An 18,878-nucleotide genomic window follows, 5' to 3' on the forward strand; every position below is an offset into this window, starting at 1 on the left:
TACCGAGGCGGCGGAAAATTTACGGATGTGTACCACTGATGAAATCTAGGTAAATTCTACCGACATATTTCGGTAACCATGCTGGAAATCCTTGTTTCATGCAGGTCGTTGGCTCAAAGCCCGAGCCAATTTGTGCAACATGCATTGGCGGGTCACTCGGCCAGTTGCGGCAGGTTCTTGAACAGCTCAAGCGCCTCTGGGTTGGCGAGCGCCTCCTTGTTCTTGATGGCGCGGCCATGCACCACGTCGCGTACCGCAAGCTCGGTGATCTTGCCCGATTTGGTGCGCGGGATGTCGGTGACGGCGACGATCCTGGCCGGCACGTGACGCGGGCTCGCCCCGCTGCGGATTTTTGCCCGTATGCGTTTCTCGAGTTCCTCATCGAGTTGCACGCCAGCGGCCAGGCGCACGAACAGCACGACGCGCACGTCATTGTCGAAATCCTGGCCGATGCACAGCGCCTCCAGGATTTCCGGCATCTGCTCGACCTGGTTGTAGATCTCCGCCGTGCCGATCCTCACGCCACCCGGGTTGAGCGTGGCGTCGGAACGGCCATGGATGATCAGGCCGCCATGCCCGGTCCATTCGGCGAAATCGCCATGACACCAGACATTGTCGAAGCGCTCGAAATAGGCCGCGTGGTATTTCTTGCCCCCGGGGTCGTTCCAGAAGCCGATCGGCATCGACGGAAAGGCCTTGGTGCAGACCAGTTCGCCCTTCTCCTGCCTGACCGGCTTGCCGTCGTCGTCCCAGACATCGACGGCAAGGCCGAGGCCCGGACCCTGGATCTCGCCGGTCCAGACAGGCTGCGTCGGCACGCCGAGCACGAAGCAGGAGACGATGTCGGTGCCGCCGGAGACCGAGGCCAGATGGACGTCCTTTTTGATGCCGTCGTAAACGAAGCGGAAATCTTCCGGCGACAGCGGCGACCCGGTGGAGGAAATCGCACGCACATCAGACAGATCATGGCTGCGGATCGGCTTTAGTCCGGCCTTGCGGACGGAATCGATGAACTTGGCCGAGGTGCCGAAGAAGGTCATCTTCTCGGCATCGGCAAAGTCGAACAGCGCATTGCCGTCAGGGTAGAAGGGCGAGCCGTCATAGAGCAGCAGCGTGGCACCCGAAGCGAGCCCCGACACGAGCCAGTTCCACATCATCCAGCCGCAGGTGGTGAAGTAGAAGAAGCGGTCGCCTTCGATCAGCCCTGCATGCAGCCGGTGTTCCTTGACATGCTGGATCAGCGTGCCGCCGGCCGAATGGACGATACATTTGGGAATGCCGGTCGTTCCTGATGAGAACAGGATGTAAAGCGGATGCGAAAACGGCAGCTGCTCGAAGCTAACGCGCTTGCCGGCGAAGGGCGACAGCGCCTCTTCAAGCGCCACGGCCTTATCGATGGTCCCAGCGACATCGCTCGATGTGCCGAGATAATCGACGACCAGGACCTTGCGGACGCTCGAGAGCTTGGCCGCGACCGCAGCGATCTTGTCGGCGACCTCGATCGCCTTGCCATTGTACCAATTGCCGTCAGGCGCGATGAAGACGACAGGCTCGATCTGGCCGAAGCGATCGAGCACGCCCTGCTCGCCGAAATCGGGAGAGCAGGACGACCAGACGGCGCCGATAGAGGCGGCGGCAAGCATGGCGGCGACGGTCTCGGGCATGTTGGGCATCATCGCGGCAATGCGATCGCCCTTCTTCACCTTGAGCGACAGGAAAAGCTGCTGCAGGCGTGAGGTCAGCGCATGCAACTCGTTCCAGGACAGACGGCGCTCGACCTTGTCCTCGCCGCGAAACACGATTGCTTCACCGGTCCCGGTCTGCTTCAGGAGATTCTCGGCGAAATTCAGTGTCGCATAGGGAAAGAACGAGGCGCCGGGCATTCTGTCACCGTCGACAAGGATGGCATCGCCCGCATTGGTCCCCTTGTCGCCGACGATGCCGCAGAAATCCCAAACCAGGCTCCAGAACCCTTCACGATCCTCGACCGACCACGCGTGAAGCTGCGGATACGAAGAAAACGCTACACCGGCCCTCAGTGCGGCTGCCTTGGTGAAAGCGGTCAAGGGTGCCGCATCAACTTGCTCTTGCGTCGGGGTCCAGAGCGGTACTTCGGCAGCCATGATCGTTCCTCCACGGTCGCCATCGCTTATGCATATCGCAGCGCAGCAGAGCAAGATTTTGTTCGATTGATGCGGCTAGATGTGCGCAAATGCCATCGCCGGGCCATAAAGACTTGAAATGCCTCAGCCCTAGGTCGTAGTGACGACTGGGGTCGTAGTGACGACCAGGAAGTCGTGGTGACGACTGGGGTTACAGAAGCATACGGGGCGATATGCCATCATCTTTGATCCGGCGCGGAATATGGGCGATCGGCGCTGCCGTGATCGTCATCGCGCTGGTGGTTGCCACCCTGCCGCTGATCGCCTCCACCCGTATCGTGCGCGACCGCATCGCCTGGGAAATGAGTGCGTGGAGCGGCTTCCGGGTCGCCATCGAAGGCTCGCCGCGGATCGAGGTCTGGCCGACTTTCCGGGCGATCCTGACCGATGTGACGCTTTCGCAATGGACCGACACCGAGACGCCGCCGGTCGTCGAGGCCGAACGGGTCGAGGTCGACCTTTCCGCCATGGCGGCCTTGCGCGGCGACGTGGTGTTTTCGACGGCGCGGCTGGTGCGGCCGACGATCCGGGTTCAGCGCACGCCAACCGGCCTTTTCCTGCCCGCCGTCCCAACCGGTGGACGCATCACGCGTTCCATCGACACGGCCCGCGGCGTCGTCAATGCCGACCCCGCAAAGCCGAATCTCGACAAGCTGCCGACCGACACTTTCGGCACGGTGGAGTTTCGCGACGGCCGCATGGTGGCTTCGGTCAACGGTAAGGACGTCGAGATTCTGAGCAGCCTGAGCGGACAGGCGACCTGGGCGGCGATGAACAGCAATGCAACGCTGTCTGCGACCGGGATCTGGCGCGGCGAAAGTGTGGCCGTGGATGCCGCCTCGGAGAAGCCGCTGGTGCTTTTTGCAGGCGGCTTGGCGCCGCTTTCCCTGTCGTTCAAGGCGCCCCCCGCCACCTTCTCTTTCGACGGCACGGCCAGCATGTCCGAAAACAGCTATTTCGACGGTCAGGCGAAATTTTCGGCGCCCTCGCTACGCCGGGTGCTGGAATGGTTGCAGGCCGGCATCGCGCCGGGCGCTGCGATCGGCTCGGTCAGCATTTCGAGCAAGGTCACGGCAACGGCCGGGCGCGTCAAATTCGAAAATACCGCCATTGCACTGGACAACAATCCGGGAATGGGAGCGCTGGACCTGTCGCTTGGCGAAGCTCAGCCGGTGATCTCCGGCACGCTCGCCTTCGACACGCTCGACCTCAGATCGTTCCTGTCGGCCTTCACGCCGCTGGCGCCCACCGGCGCGGTGGAGCCTAGCGAAGTCGACACAAGTTTCGCCGACAAGATCAACCTCGATCTCAGGCTGTCCGCGGCACACGCCACCGCCGGGCCTATCCAGCTCGCCGACGTCGCCGCCACCGCCCAGGTCAAGGATGGCCTGTCGGTCTTCGATATCTCCGATGCCTCGGCCTTCGGCGGCAACATCCAGACCAGCCTTCGCTTCGACCGCAAGCCGGAAGGCTCCCAGGTCGAAATCCGGCTGCTGGCATCCGATATCGACGGCGGTGCTTTTGCCACGGCGGCGGGGATGACCCGGCTGGTGCCGGTTGGCACGGGGACCGTTTCGGTCATCCTCAAGGGGCCGGGCAGAACCTGGAACTCCATTTTCGACAATGCCGACGGCTCGGTTTCGGCGACCTTCGGACCAGGTGCGTTGAGCAAGCTCAACCTGCCGGCGTTCCTCAAGCATACCGAGCAAGGCGGCTTTTTCGCGCTCGACGACGTCTCCGACGGAACGCTGCCGATCGACGGCGCCGAGATCAAGGCCAGCATTTCGAAGGGCGTGGCACGGATCGACAAGGCCGAAGCCAATTCGGCGAAATACAAGATCTGGCTGTCCGGGATCGCGTCCTACGCGGGACGCGGGCTGGCCTTGTCCGGCGGCGTCATTCAGCCGGACCAGGCTGCAACGCAGACCAATGGCCAGCAAGGTTCCAACCAGTCATCATTCTTCGTCGGCGGAACCTGGAGTACACCGTTCATTTCCCCGATCAGCCGCGGCGTTTCGGGAGAATAGAAACCGCGCTTTCCGCCTTCACCCGCGCTGTGCGGCCTGCTCGTCGAGCTGGCGCTGTACCTCGCGCCGCTTGTTGGCAAGCGAAGCGATGATGACGCCGATCGCCACGACGGCGATCAGTATGGTGCAAGCGGCGTTGATCTCCGGGGTCACGCCAAGGCGAACCTGGCTGTAGATCTTCATCGGCAGCGTCGTTGCGCCCGGCCCCGAGGTGAAACTGGCGATGACCAGATCGTCGAGCGAAAGCGTAAAGGCCAGCATCCAGCCGGAGACGATCGCCGGCATGATGACCGGCAGCGTGATCTGGAAGAAGGTCTTCACCGGCGTCGCGCCCAGATCCATCGCGGCCTCTTCCAGCGAGCGATCGAAGGTGATCAGGCGCGACTGCACGACGACGGCGACGAAGCACATGGTCAAGGTGATGTGAGCCAGCGTGACGGTCAGGATGCCGCGATTGAGACCGACGGCGACGAAGAGCAGCAGCAGAGACAGGCCGGTGATGACTTCCGGCATGACCAATGGCGCGAAGACCATGCCTGAGAACAGCACCCTGCCCTTGAAGCGCGTGTAACGGGTCAAGGCGAGTGCCGCCAGCGTGCCGAGCACCGTCGCCACAGTGGCCGAGATCAGGCCGACGCGCGCCGTCACCCAGGTCGCGTCCATGAGGCCCTGGTTGTGGAACAGCGAGACGTACCATTTGGTCGAGAAGCCGCCCCAGACGGTGACCAGCTTGGACTCGTTGAAGGAGAAGACGATGAGCAGGACGATCGGCAAATAGAGAAAGGCAAAGCCGAGCACGACCGAGGTGATGTTGAAGCGGCTCCAGGTGGTGTTCATGATGTCACCGGTCCATTTCCTGAGCGCGCGCCTGAGCTCGCTGGAAGAGCATGATCGGCACAATCAGCAGCAGCAGCAGGATGACGGCCACAGCCGACGACAGCGGCCAGTCGCGGTTGCCGAAAAATTCATTCCACAAGGTCTTGCCGATCATCAGTGTCTGCGAGCCGCCGAGCAGGTCGGGAATGACGAACTCGCCGACGGCTGGAATGAACACCAGCAAGCAGCCGGCGATGACGCCCGGCAGCGACAGCGGGAAGGTGATTTTCCAGAACGCGCTGGTCGGCGGACAGCCGAGATCCTTTGCCGCCTCGATCAGCGAATAATCCATCTTTTCCAGAGCGGAATAGAGCGGCAGCACCATGAACGGCAGGTAGGAATAGACGATGCCGATGAAGATCGCCGTATATGTGTTGAGGATGATCAGCGGCTGGTGGATGACGCCAGTGGCGAGCAGCAACTGATTGAGCAGTCCCTCGGGCTTGAGAATGCCGATCCAGGCGTAGACGCGGATCAGGAACGATGTCCAGAACGGCAGGATCACCAGCATCAGCAAGGTTGGACGGATCGTCGCTGGCGCGCGCGCCATGCCGTACGCGATCGGATAGCCGACGAGCAATGTCAGAACCGTCGAGATCGCGGCGATGATGACGCTGGTCACATAGGCATTGAAGTAGAGCGCGTCCTGCGTCAGCCAGGTGTAATTGTCGAGGTTGAGTTGTTTCAGCTGAGCAAGAAATCCGGAAAAGCCGCCGCTGATATCGAGCGCCGGCGTATAGGGCGGAATGGCGATCGCCGTCTGCGATAGCGAAATCTTGAAAACGATGACGAACGGAATGAGGAAGAAAAACAGCAGCCAGACATAGGGGATAATGATGACCAGGCGGCCAGAGAATGCAGCGCCCAACCTGGCGTGGACGGATTTGCCGGTACTGGTTGCCGGAGAGGCTGATGCGGTGGTGACGGCGGCGCTCGACATGGTCGCTCCTACCGTGTCAGCACGACGCCGGCGTCAGGCCGGAAGGAGACCCAGGCTCGGTCGTTCCAGCTCAACGGATCCTCGGTGATGCGGGCCGCGTTCATGGTGCTCGCGCGCACGACCTGTCCGTCGTCCAGCCTGACGTGAAAGACGGTCATGTCGCCGAGATAGGCGATGTCGTAGACCTCGCCCTCGATGGCGTTGATTGCCTCGGCCGGCTTCTTGGACGACACCTTGATCTTTTCCGGCCTGATGGCGAAGGTGACAGCCGTTCCGGCGCTGGCGGTGCCGGCATTGTCGGTGCGGATGGTGATGCCATTACCGGCATCGATGCTGGCAGCGCCAGCCTCGCCACGCGCGATCTTGCCCTCGAACATGTTCACATTGCCGACGAAACCGGCGACGAAGCGCGACCCCGGCGCCTCGTAGACTTCGGCCGGCGTTGCCACCTGCATCACCTCGCCCTTGTCGATGATGGCGATGCGATCGGCCATCGTCATCGCCTCTTCCTGGTCGTGGGTGACGACGACGAAGGTCAGACCGAGGTTCTGCTGCAGGTCCATCAGTTCGAACTGCGTTTCCTCGCGCAGCTTCTTGTCCAATGCGCCGAGCGGCTCGTCGAGCAAAAGCACCTTCGGCCGCTTGGCGACAGAGCGGGCGAGCGCAACGCGCTGGCGCTGGCCACCGGACAACTGGTGCGGCTTGCGCTTGGCGAACTGTTCGAGCTTGACCAGCCTGAGCATTTCGGCGACGCGGGCCGCGATTTCGGGCTTCGGCATGCCATCCTGCTTGAGGCCGAACGCGATGTTGTTCTCGACAGTCATATGCGGGAACAGCGCATAGGACTGGAACATCATGTTGACCGGCCGGCGATAGGGCGGGATGCCGCGCAAATCCTGGCCATCGAGCAGGATACGACCGGCCGTCGGCTCCTCGAAACCGGCGAGCATCCTGAGCAGCGTCGACTTTCCGCAGCCCGAGGCGCCGAGCAGAGCGAAGAACTCGCGCTCGAAGATGGTCAGCGACAGATTGTTGACGGCGGTGAAGTCGCCGAACTTCTTGGTGACGTTATCGAACTGGATGTATGGCTTGGCGTTCGGGTCGTTCCACGGCGTAAAATCCCTGCGGATGCTGCCAAGCGATTTCATGTCCCACTCCGTCCTGATTCTTGCTTCTTGCCCCAGAAAAGAATGGTCCCGGCAGGTGGCTGCCGGGACCATCTCAGATTGCTTACTGGCCAGTGACGATCTTGGTCCAGGTACGCGTGATGACGCGCTGGGTCTTGGGATCGTAAGGCGAGACGGTGTAAAGCTTCTTTATCGTCTCGGCATCGGGATAAACCGAAGGATCATCCAACAGCGCCTTGTCGACGAATTGCTGCGAAGCCTTGTTGCCATTCGCGTAGAGCACATAGTTGGACGACTTGGCGATAACTTCCGGCTTCATCATGTAGTTGATGAACTCGAGCGCCTCCGCGACATGCGGCGCATCAGCGGGGATAGCCATCTGGTCGAACCACATCTGAGCACCCTCCTTCGGCACGGAATAGCCGATCTCGACGCCCTGCTTGGCCTCGACCGCGCGGTTGCGGGCCTGGAACACGTCACCCGACCAGCCGACCGCCAGGCAGATATCGCCGTTGGCGAGCGCGTTGATGTATTCGGAGGAGTGGAACTTCCTGATATAGGGCCGGACCTTGAGCAAAGCCTCCTCGGCCTTGGCGATATCATCTGATGACGTGCTGTTCGGGTCGAGGCCGAGATATTTCAACGCCGCCGGAATGATGTCGGCCGGGGAGTCCAATACGTAGACGCCGCAGTCCTTCAATTTGGCCAGGCTGTCCGGATTGAAGAAAACATCCCAGCTGTCGATCTTGTCGGTGCCGAGTGCTGCCTGCACCTTCTTGATGTTGTAACCGATGCCAACCGTGCCCCACATGTAGTTGACCGAGTATTCGTTGCCGGGGTCGTATTTGGCGGTGCGCTCTGAAACCGTGTCCCACATGTTGGAAATGTTCGGCAGCTTCGACTTGTCGAGCTTCTGGAACACACCGGCCTGGATTTGGCGCGCAAGAAAATTGCCGCTGGGTACGACGACGTCATAGCCGCTGCCGCCGGCAAGCAGCTTGGTTTCCAGGATTTCGTTGGAATCGAACGTGTCGTAGACGACCTTGATGCCCGTCTCCTTGGTGAAATCGTCGATAATCGAACTGTCGATATAATCCGACCAGTTGAAGACATTGAGGACGCGATCCTCGGCATGACCGCCGACGGTGAAAAGCGTCAGAAATACCGAAGTTGCCGAAAGCCAGAGCGCTTTGCGGATCATGCTATTCTCCTTTGATGAGTGTTCCTTCGCCGGCTCGTCACGGTTCCAGCGCGGCCGGGCATTTGTTTCAGGCTATTGAGCTTTCCAAAAGGCGACAAGCGTGAACTGCCGGCGCTATGCAGGCAGTTCGATGAGAGGCAGGCGTTGCGTCGTCGCTGGGACTCGTGTGGCGTGCAAATGCCGTCATAGGCTTTCGCCGTGGCGCAGGCAGAGATACGACGATGTGGTCCGGTCTCGATCTGACCGGCAGGGAGACTTGGCAAGATAAGCCTGTCTTGTTGTTGCCGTAATCTCAGCCTGCCCGCGCGGCAGCGGCATTGTCAATGGCAAAGCTGCGCGCCACGTCAATTAGGCGATGGAACTCCGGTGACCCCTGCACGTTCGGGCCCCGTCTGGCGCTTGAATTCGAGCCCGATATGGACGAGCAGCGCCGTGACAACCACCGCGCCACCGACGATGGTGCGCCCCGACGGCACCTCGGAATGGACGAGCCAGACCCATATGGGCCCCAGGATCGGCTCGAACGTGCCGAGCAGTGCTGCTATTGCCGCGGGTATCAGCCGAGCGCCGGTGGCGAAAAAGGCGAGGCCGAGGCCCAGATTGACCACGCCGAAGACAAAGAGAAAAGCCATGTCACTGGTCGACACAGCGAATGTCGAGGTCTGCGATGCGGCAAAGCCTGCCGCAAGCATGGTGCCAAGGCAGGTTGCCGGCGTCATGCGGACACCGGCAAACCGCCGGGTAATGACGGTGGCGATCGAGAACATCACCGCGATCAACAGCGCCAGCCCGTCACCTATCGGCGAGACGGCGCCATCAAGCGATTCCGACACCATGATGGCGACGCCGGCGATGACGGCAGCGATGGCCAGCCAGGTCGCGACACCCACCCTTTCACGAAACAACGCCCAGGCGAACAGCGCCGCCAGCAACGGCACGCCGGCCTGCATCAACAGGATATTGGCCACGGTGGTGTAGGCAAGTGCCACGACAAAGGCGGTCGATGCCGTGGCGAAGCAGACGCCGACGGCAAGGCCGGGCAGACCCATGTCGCGGAACATTTTCGACATGCCGCGCCAGCCGTCGCGCCAGACCATGAAGCAGATCAGGAAAGCCGCTGCCCAGACAGAACGCCAGAAAACAACCGTCCAGCTATCGCCGACAGTGATGAAGCGGGCGATGGTGCCGCCGAAACTCCACATCAGTGCCGACAGGAACACCAAAAGCATGCCGACGCGTTCGTCGCGCCGCGAGGCGGTCGATGAAGCAAGGATCGGCGATGATGCAGTGTCGGTCATGGGCGCGACTGTCGGGCTTTTGTGGACGGGACGATGCGCAAGGGACGACGAAAAGATGGCCTGTTCGCGTAACGCAAAGATGCGCGCTGGGGCTGAGCCAGTTCGATTTGCCGTTTGGGGCACTGAGAAGCCGTCTTGGTCTCAGCCGGACGGCGAACCAGACCGTCGCAACAGAGTCTATGAGGTACTCTTGTTGCCGCGGATGAAGCGCCAGAGCCCGGCCAATGGAACCAGCAGGATCAGACCGAACTTCTTCAACGCAACCAGAGCCACGATCAAAAAGCCTGCCTTCGCCGCCAACTTGCCGGCAATCAGCCCACCAACGCCTACCGCTGCAACCGTATCGACGCCTGGCACGAAATCGGCGTATGTCTTGCCGGCGCCGAAGTCCGCCAAATCTAGAACCTCATCCAGGCTCTGTTTTATTTCCGGCAATTGCTTCACGGTGGCGATGTAGCTCATCACAAAAACGCCTTCCCTGCCGAGAAAGCGGACGTCATAGTTGAGCGTGTGGACCGCGTCGCTGCCAAATTCCAATTCCTTGGCCCAGTGAAGCCGCTTGTTGACCGCATCATAGACAGGCGGTGAGGCCCAACCGACCAGCGTAACGGGCTGAAAGCCGTCCTTTACTCGCTGGTCATTGGCCGACGAGGTGTCCGCCTGCATGCTGCGCAGCAATTCGTCGTAGTCGATGGAGTTGGCGTCGCTATCGTCGACATATCCTATCTTCTCCCAGCGCAACTCTATCCCCCAATTGTTGTCGGCAATGGGATCGTTTGCCGCGGGAAAGATCATGCCGAGCGCATCGGCACCGGAGCCGGGCGGATTGCCCCAAGCTTCGGTCAGGACGGCTGCCGTGTCCTTCTTGTTCAGGAAGTAGAACTTGTCCTTGAGGTCAAGATGCACGCCCTCGGCGAGGTCTATCGCGCCGGTTTTCGGATCGATCTTGTCCAGGAATGCCTTGCCGGCGTCGTTGTACTGTTGGTAAGACTTGAAGAAGGCCGACGACTTTTCCGCTGCGGCAGGGCCAACCGAAAAGGCGAACGCCAAACTCAACCAGAAAACTGTCTTGCCCATCAATGATCCCCCGACCCATATGCAGCTTGCGTTTTGATATCCTGCCGGCAATGTTCGAGCAATATTGTAACTGTTACATCACGATCGACAGCTAGCATCTTTCACAAATACACACATTTCGTTGTATTGTTCTGCGACCAACAGTCATGACTTACTGGAAATCGAAAGCGCTCAGGCCCGTTACCATCTCGTCGAGGCCGAGCGGACGCGTCACCGGCGGCTCGGCGCGCGCCAGGCAGCCGACGCGCTCGCAAAGCCGGCAGGCGGGTCCGACCGGTGTCGCCGCGACGCGGCCGGCCTTTGCGGCGATTGCCGCACCGGGCAGCGCCGCGCCATAGACGATGTCGTCGCGAAAGCCGATGTCGCAACCGAGCAGCAGCGCGGTGCGGCGCGGGCGCTCCGAGAAGGCGCCTTGCGGTCCTTCAAGCGTGCGAGCAATGCACAGGAACTCGGCGCCGTCGGGCATTTCCACCGCCTCCACGAAGATCTGGCCGGGCTGGGTGAAAGCGACATGCACGGGCAGTTTGGGGCAGGCGCCGCCGAAGCGGCTTTGCGGAAAGCCCTGGCTCCCGGCCTTGCGGAAGCGGTTGCCGGCATTGTCGACCTCCAGCATAAAAAACGGCACACCCGAGGCACCCTGCCGCTGCAGCGTGGTCAACCGGTTCGCCGCCTGTTCGAAGGAGACACCGAAGCGCGAACGCAGGACATCGATATCATAACGGGCACGCACGGCAGCCGTGTGAAAGGCCTGGTAGGGCATCATCAAGGCATGCGCCGAATAACGGCCAAGTTCGAAGCGAGCGAGCCGGCGGGCCTCGTCGGTGGCCAGCTTGAGCGCCTGGATCTCGCCGGCGACCGCGACCGTCATGCGGATCAGACAGGCCTCCATCGCGACTTCGCGTAATTGGTCGAACGGCGACAGCCGCTCGGACAGGAACATGCGCTGCGAGTGGCGGTCATAACGGCGACGCCAGTTCGGCATGGTGGCGACCGGCAGCACCTTGACCACGATGCCGTATTCGCGCTTCAGCCAAGCCTTCAGCGCGCCGAACAGATCGTCGCCGGGATCAAGCACCGAGGTGAACGCCGCGGCCTCCTCCTCGAGGGCTGCGAAATGGTTCGGCCGGCGCTCGAAAATCTCGTGCACCTCGTCGATCGGCAGGCGGGCACCGGAAACTGCGGTCGTCCGGCCCTCGCGCGCCAAAAGCTCGTTGAGGTCGGACAGGCGCTCGGCCTGTTCGCGATAGGCGCGAAACAGCTTTATCACCGCCGCGGACGCGTTGGGCGCCGCCTCGGCAAGTTCTATCAGCTCCTGATCGCCCGGCAGCTCGCCGACCAGCAGAGGATCGGTGAACACCTCCTTCAAAGCGGCGACTGACCCCCTTGCCTCGCCCTGCAACTCATGCGGATCGATCTTGTAGACGGACGCCAGCTTGAGGATCAGTTGCACGGTTAGCGGCCGCTGGTTGCGCTCAATCAGGTTGAGATAGGACGGGGAAATGCCAAGCCCCTCGGCCATCGCCGTCTGGGTCAGGCCCTTGGCGTTGCGGATGCGGCGGATGCGCGGCCCGGCAAATATCTTCTGGTCAGCCATCGACTGTCCTTGACAGGAATTTACACAAGGTTCGCGACAATCTCGATGCGCCGCTCTTTACAATCATGACAAATTTACAGCGTGCGCCTGTCAAACGCAACACAGGTTTTCCCTTATATTTCGCCGATTTTCTTGATTCTACTGGCTCATCTCGCGCCGCAATGTAAATTCAGTCAAACCCCGCGCTCGATGATCGATGCCCGGACACGGATGCAGTAATCCTTCGGAGTGATCAATGACTGATTTTTACAACCTCGTCCCATCGGCGCCGGAAGGTCGCTTCGACGGTATCGAACGGCCTTATTCCGCGGAAGACGTGAAGCGGCTGCGCGGCTCGGTGCAGATCCGCCAGAGCCTTGCCGAAATGGGCGCCAACCGGCTGTGGAAGCTCATCCACGAGGAGGACTTCGTCAATGCGCTCGGCGCCATGTCCGGCAACCAGGCGATGCAGCAGGTGCGCGCCGGGCTGAAGGCGATCTATCTGTCGGGCTGGCAGGTCGCCGCCGACGCCAACACCGCATCTGCGATGTATCCGGACCAGTCGCTCTATCCGGCCAATGCGGCGCCCGAGCTGGTCAAGCGCATCAACCGCACGCTGCAGCGCGCCGACCAGATCGAGACGTCCGAGGGCAACGGGCTTTCGGTCGAGACCTGGTTCGCGCCGATCGTCGCCGACGCGGAAGCCGGATTCGGCGGACCGCTCAACGCCTTCGAGATCATGAAGGCATTCATCGAGGCGGGCGCCGCTGGCGTCCACTATGAGGACCAGCTGGCGTCGGAAAAGAAGTGCGGCCATCTCGGTGGCAAGGTGCTGATCCCGACTGCGGCGCATATCCGCAATCTCAACGCAGCGCGCCTGGCAGCGGACGTGATGGGCACGCCGACCCTGGTCGTCGCGCGCACCGACGCGGAAGCCGCCAAGCTGCTCACCTCCGACATCGACGAGCGCGACCAGCCTTTCGTCGACTACGGCGCTGGGCGTACGGTGGAAGGCTTCTATCACGTCAGCAACGGCATCGAGCCCTGCATTGAGCGGGCCATCGCCTATGCGCCTTACGCGGATCTGATCTGGTGCGAGACCTCGAAGCCTGACCTGGCGCAGGCCAGGAAATTCGCCGAGGGCGTGCGCAAGCACCACCCCGACAAGCTGCTCGCCTACAATTGCTCGCCATCGTTCAACTGGAAGAAGAACCTCGACGACGCGACGATCGCCAGGTTCCAGAAGGAACTCGGCGCCATGGGCTACAAGTTCCAGTTCATCACGCTCGCCGGCTTTCACCAGCTCAACTACGGCATGTTCGAACTGGCTCGCGGCTACAAGGCACGGCAAATGGCGGCCTATTCCGAGTTGCAGGAAGCGGAGTTCGCGGCCGAGGCCAATGGCTACACCGCGACCAAGCACCAGCGCGAGGTCGGCACCGGCTATTTCGATGCCGTGTCGATGGCGATCACCGGCGGCCGGTCGTCGACCACCGCCATGCACGAGTCCACCGAGCACGCGCAGTTCAAACCGGCAGCGGAATAGCGAGCTGCAAAGTACAGAGGAAACGCCCAGCAGGGCTTGGGACACAAGGAGAAGACCAATGGCATCGATAAGCCGTGTCAAGGAACGCGCCGAGGAACAGTCCACGACGATGAGCGTCGACCAGCAAGCGACGATCCGCATGCTGGCCAACGATCTGCACCGCCTCAACCAATCGGTGATGAAGGCGGTCGAGGCGGGCGTCTCGGTGGAGCTCGTGCGCTCGGCACGCCATCACGGCGGCGACGGCAACTGGGGCGACCTGCTGATCCCGGTGATCGTCACGCAACAAAGCCACGGCTGATCGCAATCCGTGCAACCGCCCTTTCACCTGCGCGGTCGCCGTGCAGGTGAATTTTCTTTCATGACATCCCGGTGGACAGTCCAGTACAGTAGAGTTGCTTGAAATTCACTGCTCCCAGGCATGATCTCGGGGTCTTTTATTTCAACTTGACATAAGCCACGATCTCACGCCAATTGCACCCCAGATTCAACTCTGCATTGAAATAGGGGCGAGCTTCTTGGCCGACTTGTGTGCCCATTGAATCACGAAGGCGAGACTCCAAGACATCTGAATCGGGCGCCGCGCGACGCTAGCTCCGAGGCGATCCGCGATCCGTCGCAGGTGCTTGTCGTCGGCAAATCGCCCATCAATCGCGTGGTGATCTCGAAGATCGTCGAGCGATCCGGGCTCAAGCCAATCTCGGAATCTCCCGACACGGCAGCGAGGATCTTACGGTCCCTCATTCCCGGCGCAGTCGTTCTAGACGGCGGTGCCGACAACAAGGACTGCGACGACCTGATGTCCAGCATCGGAGCGTTGCGGCGGGCCTCGGGCAAATCGCTGCCACCGGTGATCCTGCTTTCGACCAAGAATGGCTCGCCGGAGAGCCTGAGCCTGTCTGATATCATCGATGTCGTGGTCGCCAAGCCGATCACGCCCGAACGGCTGCAGCCGGTGATCGACCGCCTGGTTGGCCGCTAGATTGCAGAAAGAGTTGTAGGCGGTTTCCCCGCCCGTAAACGGAAAACAATGGCCGACTACTGCGATCAGCCCGCGTTCACGATGCTTTCAACCAGCCCGGGCAGTTGGCCGAGATCGGATATCTGGCGGAATCTCGATTCGGCCACCGGAGCCTCGACATGCTCCAGCACCCAGGTCAGTTCATGCGGCACATGGACACCCCAACCGCCGGCCTCGATGGCCGGCACCACGTCCGACTTCAGCGAATTGCCGACCATCATGCTTTTTGCCGGACCATCGCCATGCCGGCTGAAGATCCTGTCATAGGTGGCGGCATTCTTGTCGCTGACGATCTCGATCGCGTCGAACAATTCGCCCAGACCTGACCCGGCCAGCTTGCGCTCCTGATCGAAAAGGTCGCCCTTGGTGATCAGCACAAGGCGGAACGCGCCGGCAAGCTTTTCGACAGTCTCGCGCGCATGCGGCAAGACCTCGATCGGATGGCTCAGCATCTCGCGGCCGGTATCGAGAATCTCCGATATGACCGCCGCCGGCACGTGGCCCTGTGTAACCTCGATCGCTGTTTCGATCATCGACAGGGTAAATCCCTTGATACCGAAGCCATAGACGGCAAGGTTGCGCCTTTCGGCTTCCAACAATCGCGCGGAGATGTGCCCCGCTTCGCCATGGTCGGCCAACATGGCGGCAAAGCGCTTCTCCGTCAGGCGGAAGAACTGCTCGTTCTGCCAGAGTGTGTCGTCGGCGTCGAAGCCGATCGTCGTCAGTTTGTCGTCGTGCCGCATGCAATTTCTCGATTAAGATTGGGGTCTCGATTGGGATCGGGATTGCGGAAACTAAGCCGATTGGCGCGATTTTCAACAGCGTCAGCCAATGCCCGGCGCGGCTCCCCTTCCCTTCCATTGGAGGGCACGGCTATACTCCACAATCCGCAACCCAATCTGGTGAATGATGCCGCCTGCAAAAAAGGAAGTCCGTCCGTCGAGCCGCGGAGGACGTGCCCGCACGCCTGCCTTCGTGAAAAACCAACGGGGCGTCAAGAACTGGAAGGAAGTCAGCGCCTGGCTGGAATGGCGCGGCATCGAAGACATCGAGTGCATCACGCCTGATCAGGCAGGCGTCGCCCGCGGCAAGATGATGCCATCGAAGAAATTCACCTCCAACACATCGCTGGCCCTGCCATCGGCAGTCTTCATGACGACGATTTCCGGCGGCTATCCCGAGGACGGCAACGGCTTCCATTACCCGGAAGACGACGGCGACCTCAAACTGATGCCTGACCTGTCGACGCTGACGGTGGTGCCCTGGGAAGAAGACCCGACGGCCGCGGTCATCTGCGATCTGGTCCACCAGGATGGCCGCTCGGTCGAGTTCACGCCACGCAACGTGTTGAAGCGCGTGGTTGCCGCCTATGACAAGCTCGGCCTGAGGCCGGTGGTGGCGCCTGAGATCGAATTCTATCTGGTGCGCAAGAATCCCGATCCGGATTATCCGCTTACACCGCCGGTCGGCCGTTCGGGACGCGCGATCGGCGGCGGCGCCGGCTATTCGATCGCCGGCGTCAACGAATTCGACGAACTGATCGACGACATCTACCATTTCTCCGAAAGCCAGGGGCTGGAGATTGATACGCTGATCCACGAGGAAGGTGCCGGCCAGCTTGAGATCAATCTGCGCCACGGAGACCCGATCGAACTGGCCGACCAGGTGTTCATGTTCAAGCGCACCATTCGCGAGGCGGCGCTGAAGCACGAGATCTATGCCACCTTCATGGCCAAGCCCATCCAGGGGCAGCCTGGCTCCGCCATGCATATCCATCAATCGATCATCGACAAGAAGACCGGACAGAACATCTTCTCGGCTGCCGACGGCTCGGAAACCGACGCCTTCTTCCATTTCATCGGCGGTATGCAGAAGCATGTGCCGAACGCGCTGGTGATGTTCGCGCCCTATGTTAATTCCTACCGGCGATTGACACAGGCGGCGTCGGCGCCGGTCAATAACAAATGGGGCTATGACAATCGCACCACGGCGTTTCGTGTGCCACGCTCGGATCCGGCGGCGCGGCGCGTCGAAAACCGCATCCCCTCCTCCGACGCCAACCCCTATCTGGCTTTGGCGGCATCGCTTGCCTGCGGGCTGATCGGCATCACCAGGAAGATCAAGGCCGAACCTCCCGTCCTGACGACCGCCAATGCCGACGAGATCGACCTGCCACGTGGCCTGCTCGAAGCCGTCGACCTGTTCGAGGGCGATAAGGAGCTCTGCGCGCATCTGGGCAAGTCCTTCGCCGCGACCTATGCGGCGATCAAGCGCGCCGAATTCGAGACGTTCATGGAAGTGATCAGCCCCTGGGAACGGGAGTATTTGTTGCTCAATGTTTAGCGAATAGCGAACAGAAATGATGAGACGGGCGACACAGTCTCGATCAACCCTCACTTTTCAATTCTTCCCTATTCGCCATTCGCTTCCCCCCCCAAAACTCCGAGTCTTAACCGCATCATGGCCTACCAATCCCCGATCTCCCCCGGCCGCTCCTGGTACGAAGACACAGCCGGACCGCGGCCTGAATACCCCGTGCTCGATGGCGACCGTACCTGCGATGTCGTCATCATCGGCGGCGGCTTTACCGGCCTGTCGGCGGCGGTGCATCTGGCCAAGGGAGGGACGAATGTCGTTTTGATCGAGGCGTACCGTTTCGGCGACGGCGCTTCCGGGCGCAATGGCGGGCAGCTCGGCACCGGCCAGCGTTCCTGGGCAGAGGAGCTGGAGGCCGAGTATGGTTTTTCGCGCGCCAAGGCCCTGTTCGATCTTGCCGAAGAGGCGAAGACGCATCTCCTCGAATTCGCTGCTGCCAACCAGATCGACATCGACTATCTGCCGGGCCAGCTCTCGGTGGCGCACAAGCCGCGCTACGTCGACGACTACAAGGCACATGCCGAGATCATGGCGAGCCGTTTTTCCTACCCGCATATCTCGTTCATGGATGCCAGGGAGACGGCGGAGCGGCTGGGATCGACAGCCTACTTTGGCGGGACGCGCGACACCGGCACTGGACACATCCACCCGATGAAAATGGTGATCGGGACGGCGCGGGTGGCAGCGCTTGCCGGCGCGCAGCTGTTCGAGGGGACGCCATCGACCGGCATCGTTTCCAGTGGCGGCAAGGTCAAGGTTTCGACGCCGAGAGGCACGGTGACAGCGCAGAAATGCCTGATCGCGGTCAACGCCCACGGCGGCACGCTTGAGCCGGTGAGTGCGGCGCACATCATGCCGATCGGTTCATTCATCGGCGCAACCGTGCCGCTGGGAGCAGACTCGAACGTGTTGCCGGGCGGCGAGTCGGTCGATGATTCCCGCTTCGTCGTGCGCTATTTCCGCAGATCGAAAGACGGGCGGCTGCTGTTTGGCGGACGCGAGATTTACGGCGTCAACGATCCGAAGGATATTCACATCCACATCCGTCGCCAGATCGCGGAACTCTATCCGGCGCTCAGGGACGTCGAGATCACGCATGGCTGGGGCGGCTATGTCGGCATCACAGTGCCGAGAATGCCTTTCGTGCGCGAAGTGATGCCCAATGTGATTTCGGCCGGCGGCTATTCCGGCCACGGCGTCATGCTGTCGAACTTCTTCGGCAAGCTATATGCCGAATCCGTTGCGGGCAACCGCGACCGGCTGAAGCTGATCGAGGATCTGAAAATCCCGCCCTTCCCCGGCGGACGGCGCTTTCGTACGCCGCTGCTGTTCCTGGCGCTCAACTGGTTTGCTCTGCGGGACAGGATTTAGGGTTGTTCCCACTTTTCGGGATTGCGTTCGGACTGGACAGGATCGCGCTGAATTCATGTAATATTACTGTAATATTTGTTGCCGTAGCGGCACATTGCGGAATCCCCCTCAAAGGTGCAGAATCGGGTGGGAAGGCGTAGTGATGCCACAATCGCCGGCAAAAGATGCCGGTTGTGGGCGACTGATGGGGAATTTTGCGGGCTTGCCCGCTTTGGTTTCTTGGGACCGATGCAGATCTTTCGCCAGGTTCTTGGCATTCGATCGAAAGAACATTGGCCCACTT

15 protein-coding genes are annotated in these 18,878 nt (G+C 61.2%); 6 read left to right on the forward strand and 9 right to left on the reverse strand.

What is annotated here, in order from left to right:
* Positions 1–152: 152 nt before the first annotated feature.
* Positions 153–2,123 carry an acetoacetate--CoA ligase gene (locus tag X744_RS160910; RefSeq protein ID WP_023758358.1) on the reverse strand — a complete coding sequence of 657 codons (1,971 nt, stop codon included), beginning with the start codon at positions 2,121–2,123 and terminating at the stop codon, positions 153–155.
* A gap of 212 nt (positions 2,124–2,335) precedes the next feature.
* Here X744_RS160910 and X744_RS160905 point away from each other — a divergent pair, with 212 nt between their 5' ends.
* Positions 2,336–4,189, forward strand: a complete 1,854-nt coding sequence (locus X744_RS160905; RefSeq protein ID WP_023758359.1) for an AsmA family protein — start codon at positions 2,336–2,338, stop codon at positions 4,187–4,189.
* A gap of 18 nt (positions 4,190–4,207) precedes the next feature.
* Here the strand turns inward: X744_RS160905 and X744_RS160900 are convergent, their stop codons facing one another.
* From X744_RS160900 to X744_RS160870, 7 genes are all read right to left on the reverse strand, one after another.
* Positions 4,208–5,026, reverse strand: coding sequence for an ABC transporter permease subunit (locus X744_RS160900; RefSeq protein ID WP_023758360.1), 819 nt, complete (start codon positions 5,024–5,026; stop codon positions 4,208–4,210).
* 4 nt (positions 5,027–5,030) lie between these two features.
* Positions 5,031–6,005 carry an ABC transporter permease subunit gene (locus X744_RS160895; RefSeq protein WP_023758361.1) on the reverse strand — a complete coding sequence of 325 codons (975 nt, stop codon included), beginning with the start codon at positions 6,003–6,005 and terminating at the stop codon, positions 5,031–5,033.
* Positions 6,006–6,013: 8 nt separating this feature from the next.
* On the reverse strand, positions 6,014–7,153 hold the full coding sequence (locus tag X744_RS160890) for an ABC transporter ATP-binding protein (protein WP_023758362.1): 1,140 nt from the start codon (positions 7,151–7,153) through the stop codon (positions 6,014–6,016).
* A gap of 82 nt (positions 7,154–7,235) precedes the next feature.
* Positions 7,236–8,333, reverse strand: coding sequence for a polyamine ABC transporter substrate-binding protein (locus X744_RS160885; protein WP_023758363.1), 1,098 nt, complete (start codon positions 8,331–8,333; stop codon positions 7,236–7,238).
* 344 nt (positions 8,334–8,677) lie between these two features.
* Positions 8,678–9,631 (reverse strand): DMT family transporter, encoded by a 954-nt coding sequence (locus tag X744_RS160880; protein WP_023758364.1) that lies wholly within the window; start codon positions 9,629–9,631, stop codon positions 8,678–8,680.
* 177 nt (positions 9,632–9,808) lie between these two features.
* A complete protein-coding gene (locus tag X744_RS160875) occupies positions 9,809–10,708 on the reverse strand; it encodes a DUF2167 domain-containing protein (RefSeq protein ID WP_023758365.1) in 900 nt (299 codons plus the stop codon).
* Between the two features lie 151 nt (positions 10,709–10,859).
* On the reverse strand, positions 10,860–12,302 hold the full coding sequence (locus tag X744_RS160870) for an XRE family transcriptional regulator (protein ID WP_023758366.1): 1,443 nt from the start codon (positions 12,300–12,302) through the stop codon (positions 10,860–10,862).
* A gap of 235 nt (positions 12,303–12,537) precedes the next feature.
* Between X744_RS160870 and aceA the strand changes: the two genes are divergently transcribed.
* From aceA to X744_RS160855, 3 genes are all read left to right on the forward strand, one after another.
* On the forward strand, positions 12,538–13,827 hold the full coding sequence (gene aceA / locus X744_RS160865; protein ID WP_023758367.1) for an isocitrate lyase: 1,290 nt from the start codon (positions 12,538–12,540) through the stop codon (positions 13,825–13,827).
* Between the two features lie 58 nt (positions 13,828–13,885).
* On the forward strand, positions 13,886–14,128 hold the full coding sequence (locus X744_RS160860; protein ID WP_006202762.1) for a hypothetical protein: 243 nt from the start codon (positions 13,886–13,888) through the stop codon (positions 14,126–14,128).
* 228 nt (positions 14,129–14,356) lie between these two features.
* On the forward strand, positions 14,357–14,809 hold the full coding sequence (locus tag X744_RS160855; protein ID WP_023758368.1) for a response regulator: 453 nt from the start codon (positions 14,357–14,359) through the stop codon (positions 14,807–14,809).
* 65 nt (positions 14,810–14,874) lie between these two features.
* Here the strand turns inward: X744_RS160855 and X744_RS160850 are convergent, their stop codons facing one another.
* Positions 14,875–15,591: an HAD family hydrolase gene (locus X744_RS160850; protein ID WP_023758369.1), complete on the reverse strand. Its 717-nt coding sequence runs from the start codon at positions 15,589–15,591 to the stop codon at positions 14,875–14,877.
* A 163-nt stretch (positions 15,592–15,754) separates the two neighbouring features.
* On the opposite strand from X744_RS160850, the gene X744_RS160845 reads away from it, so the two are divergent.
* Together X744_RS160845 and X744_RS160840 are read left to right on the forward strand one after the other, a co-directional pair.
* A complete protein-coding gene (locus X744_RS160845; protein ID WP_023758370.1) occupies positions 15,755–17,191 on the forward strand; it encodes a glutamine synthetase family protein in 1,437 nt (478 codons plus the stop codon).
* 117 nt (positions 17,192–17,308) lie between these two features.
* Positions 17,309–18,595 carry an FAD-binding oxidoreductase gene (locus X744_RS160840; RefSeq protein WP_023758371.1) on the forward strand — a complete coding sequence of 429 codons (1,287 nt, stop codon included), beginning with the start codon at positions 17,309–17,311 and terminating at the stop codon, positions 18,593–18,595.
* Positions 18,596–18,878: the final 283 nt, after the last annotated feature.

It is taken from the genome of Mesorhizobium sp. LNHC252B00 (assembly GCF_000502955.1).
Classification (GTDB): Bacteria; Pseudomonadota; Alphaproteobacteria; order Rhizobiales; family Rhizobiaceae; genus Mesorhizobium.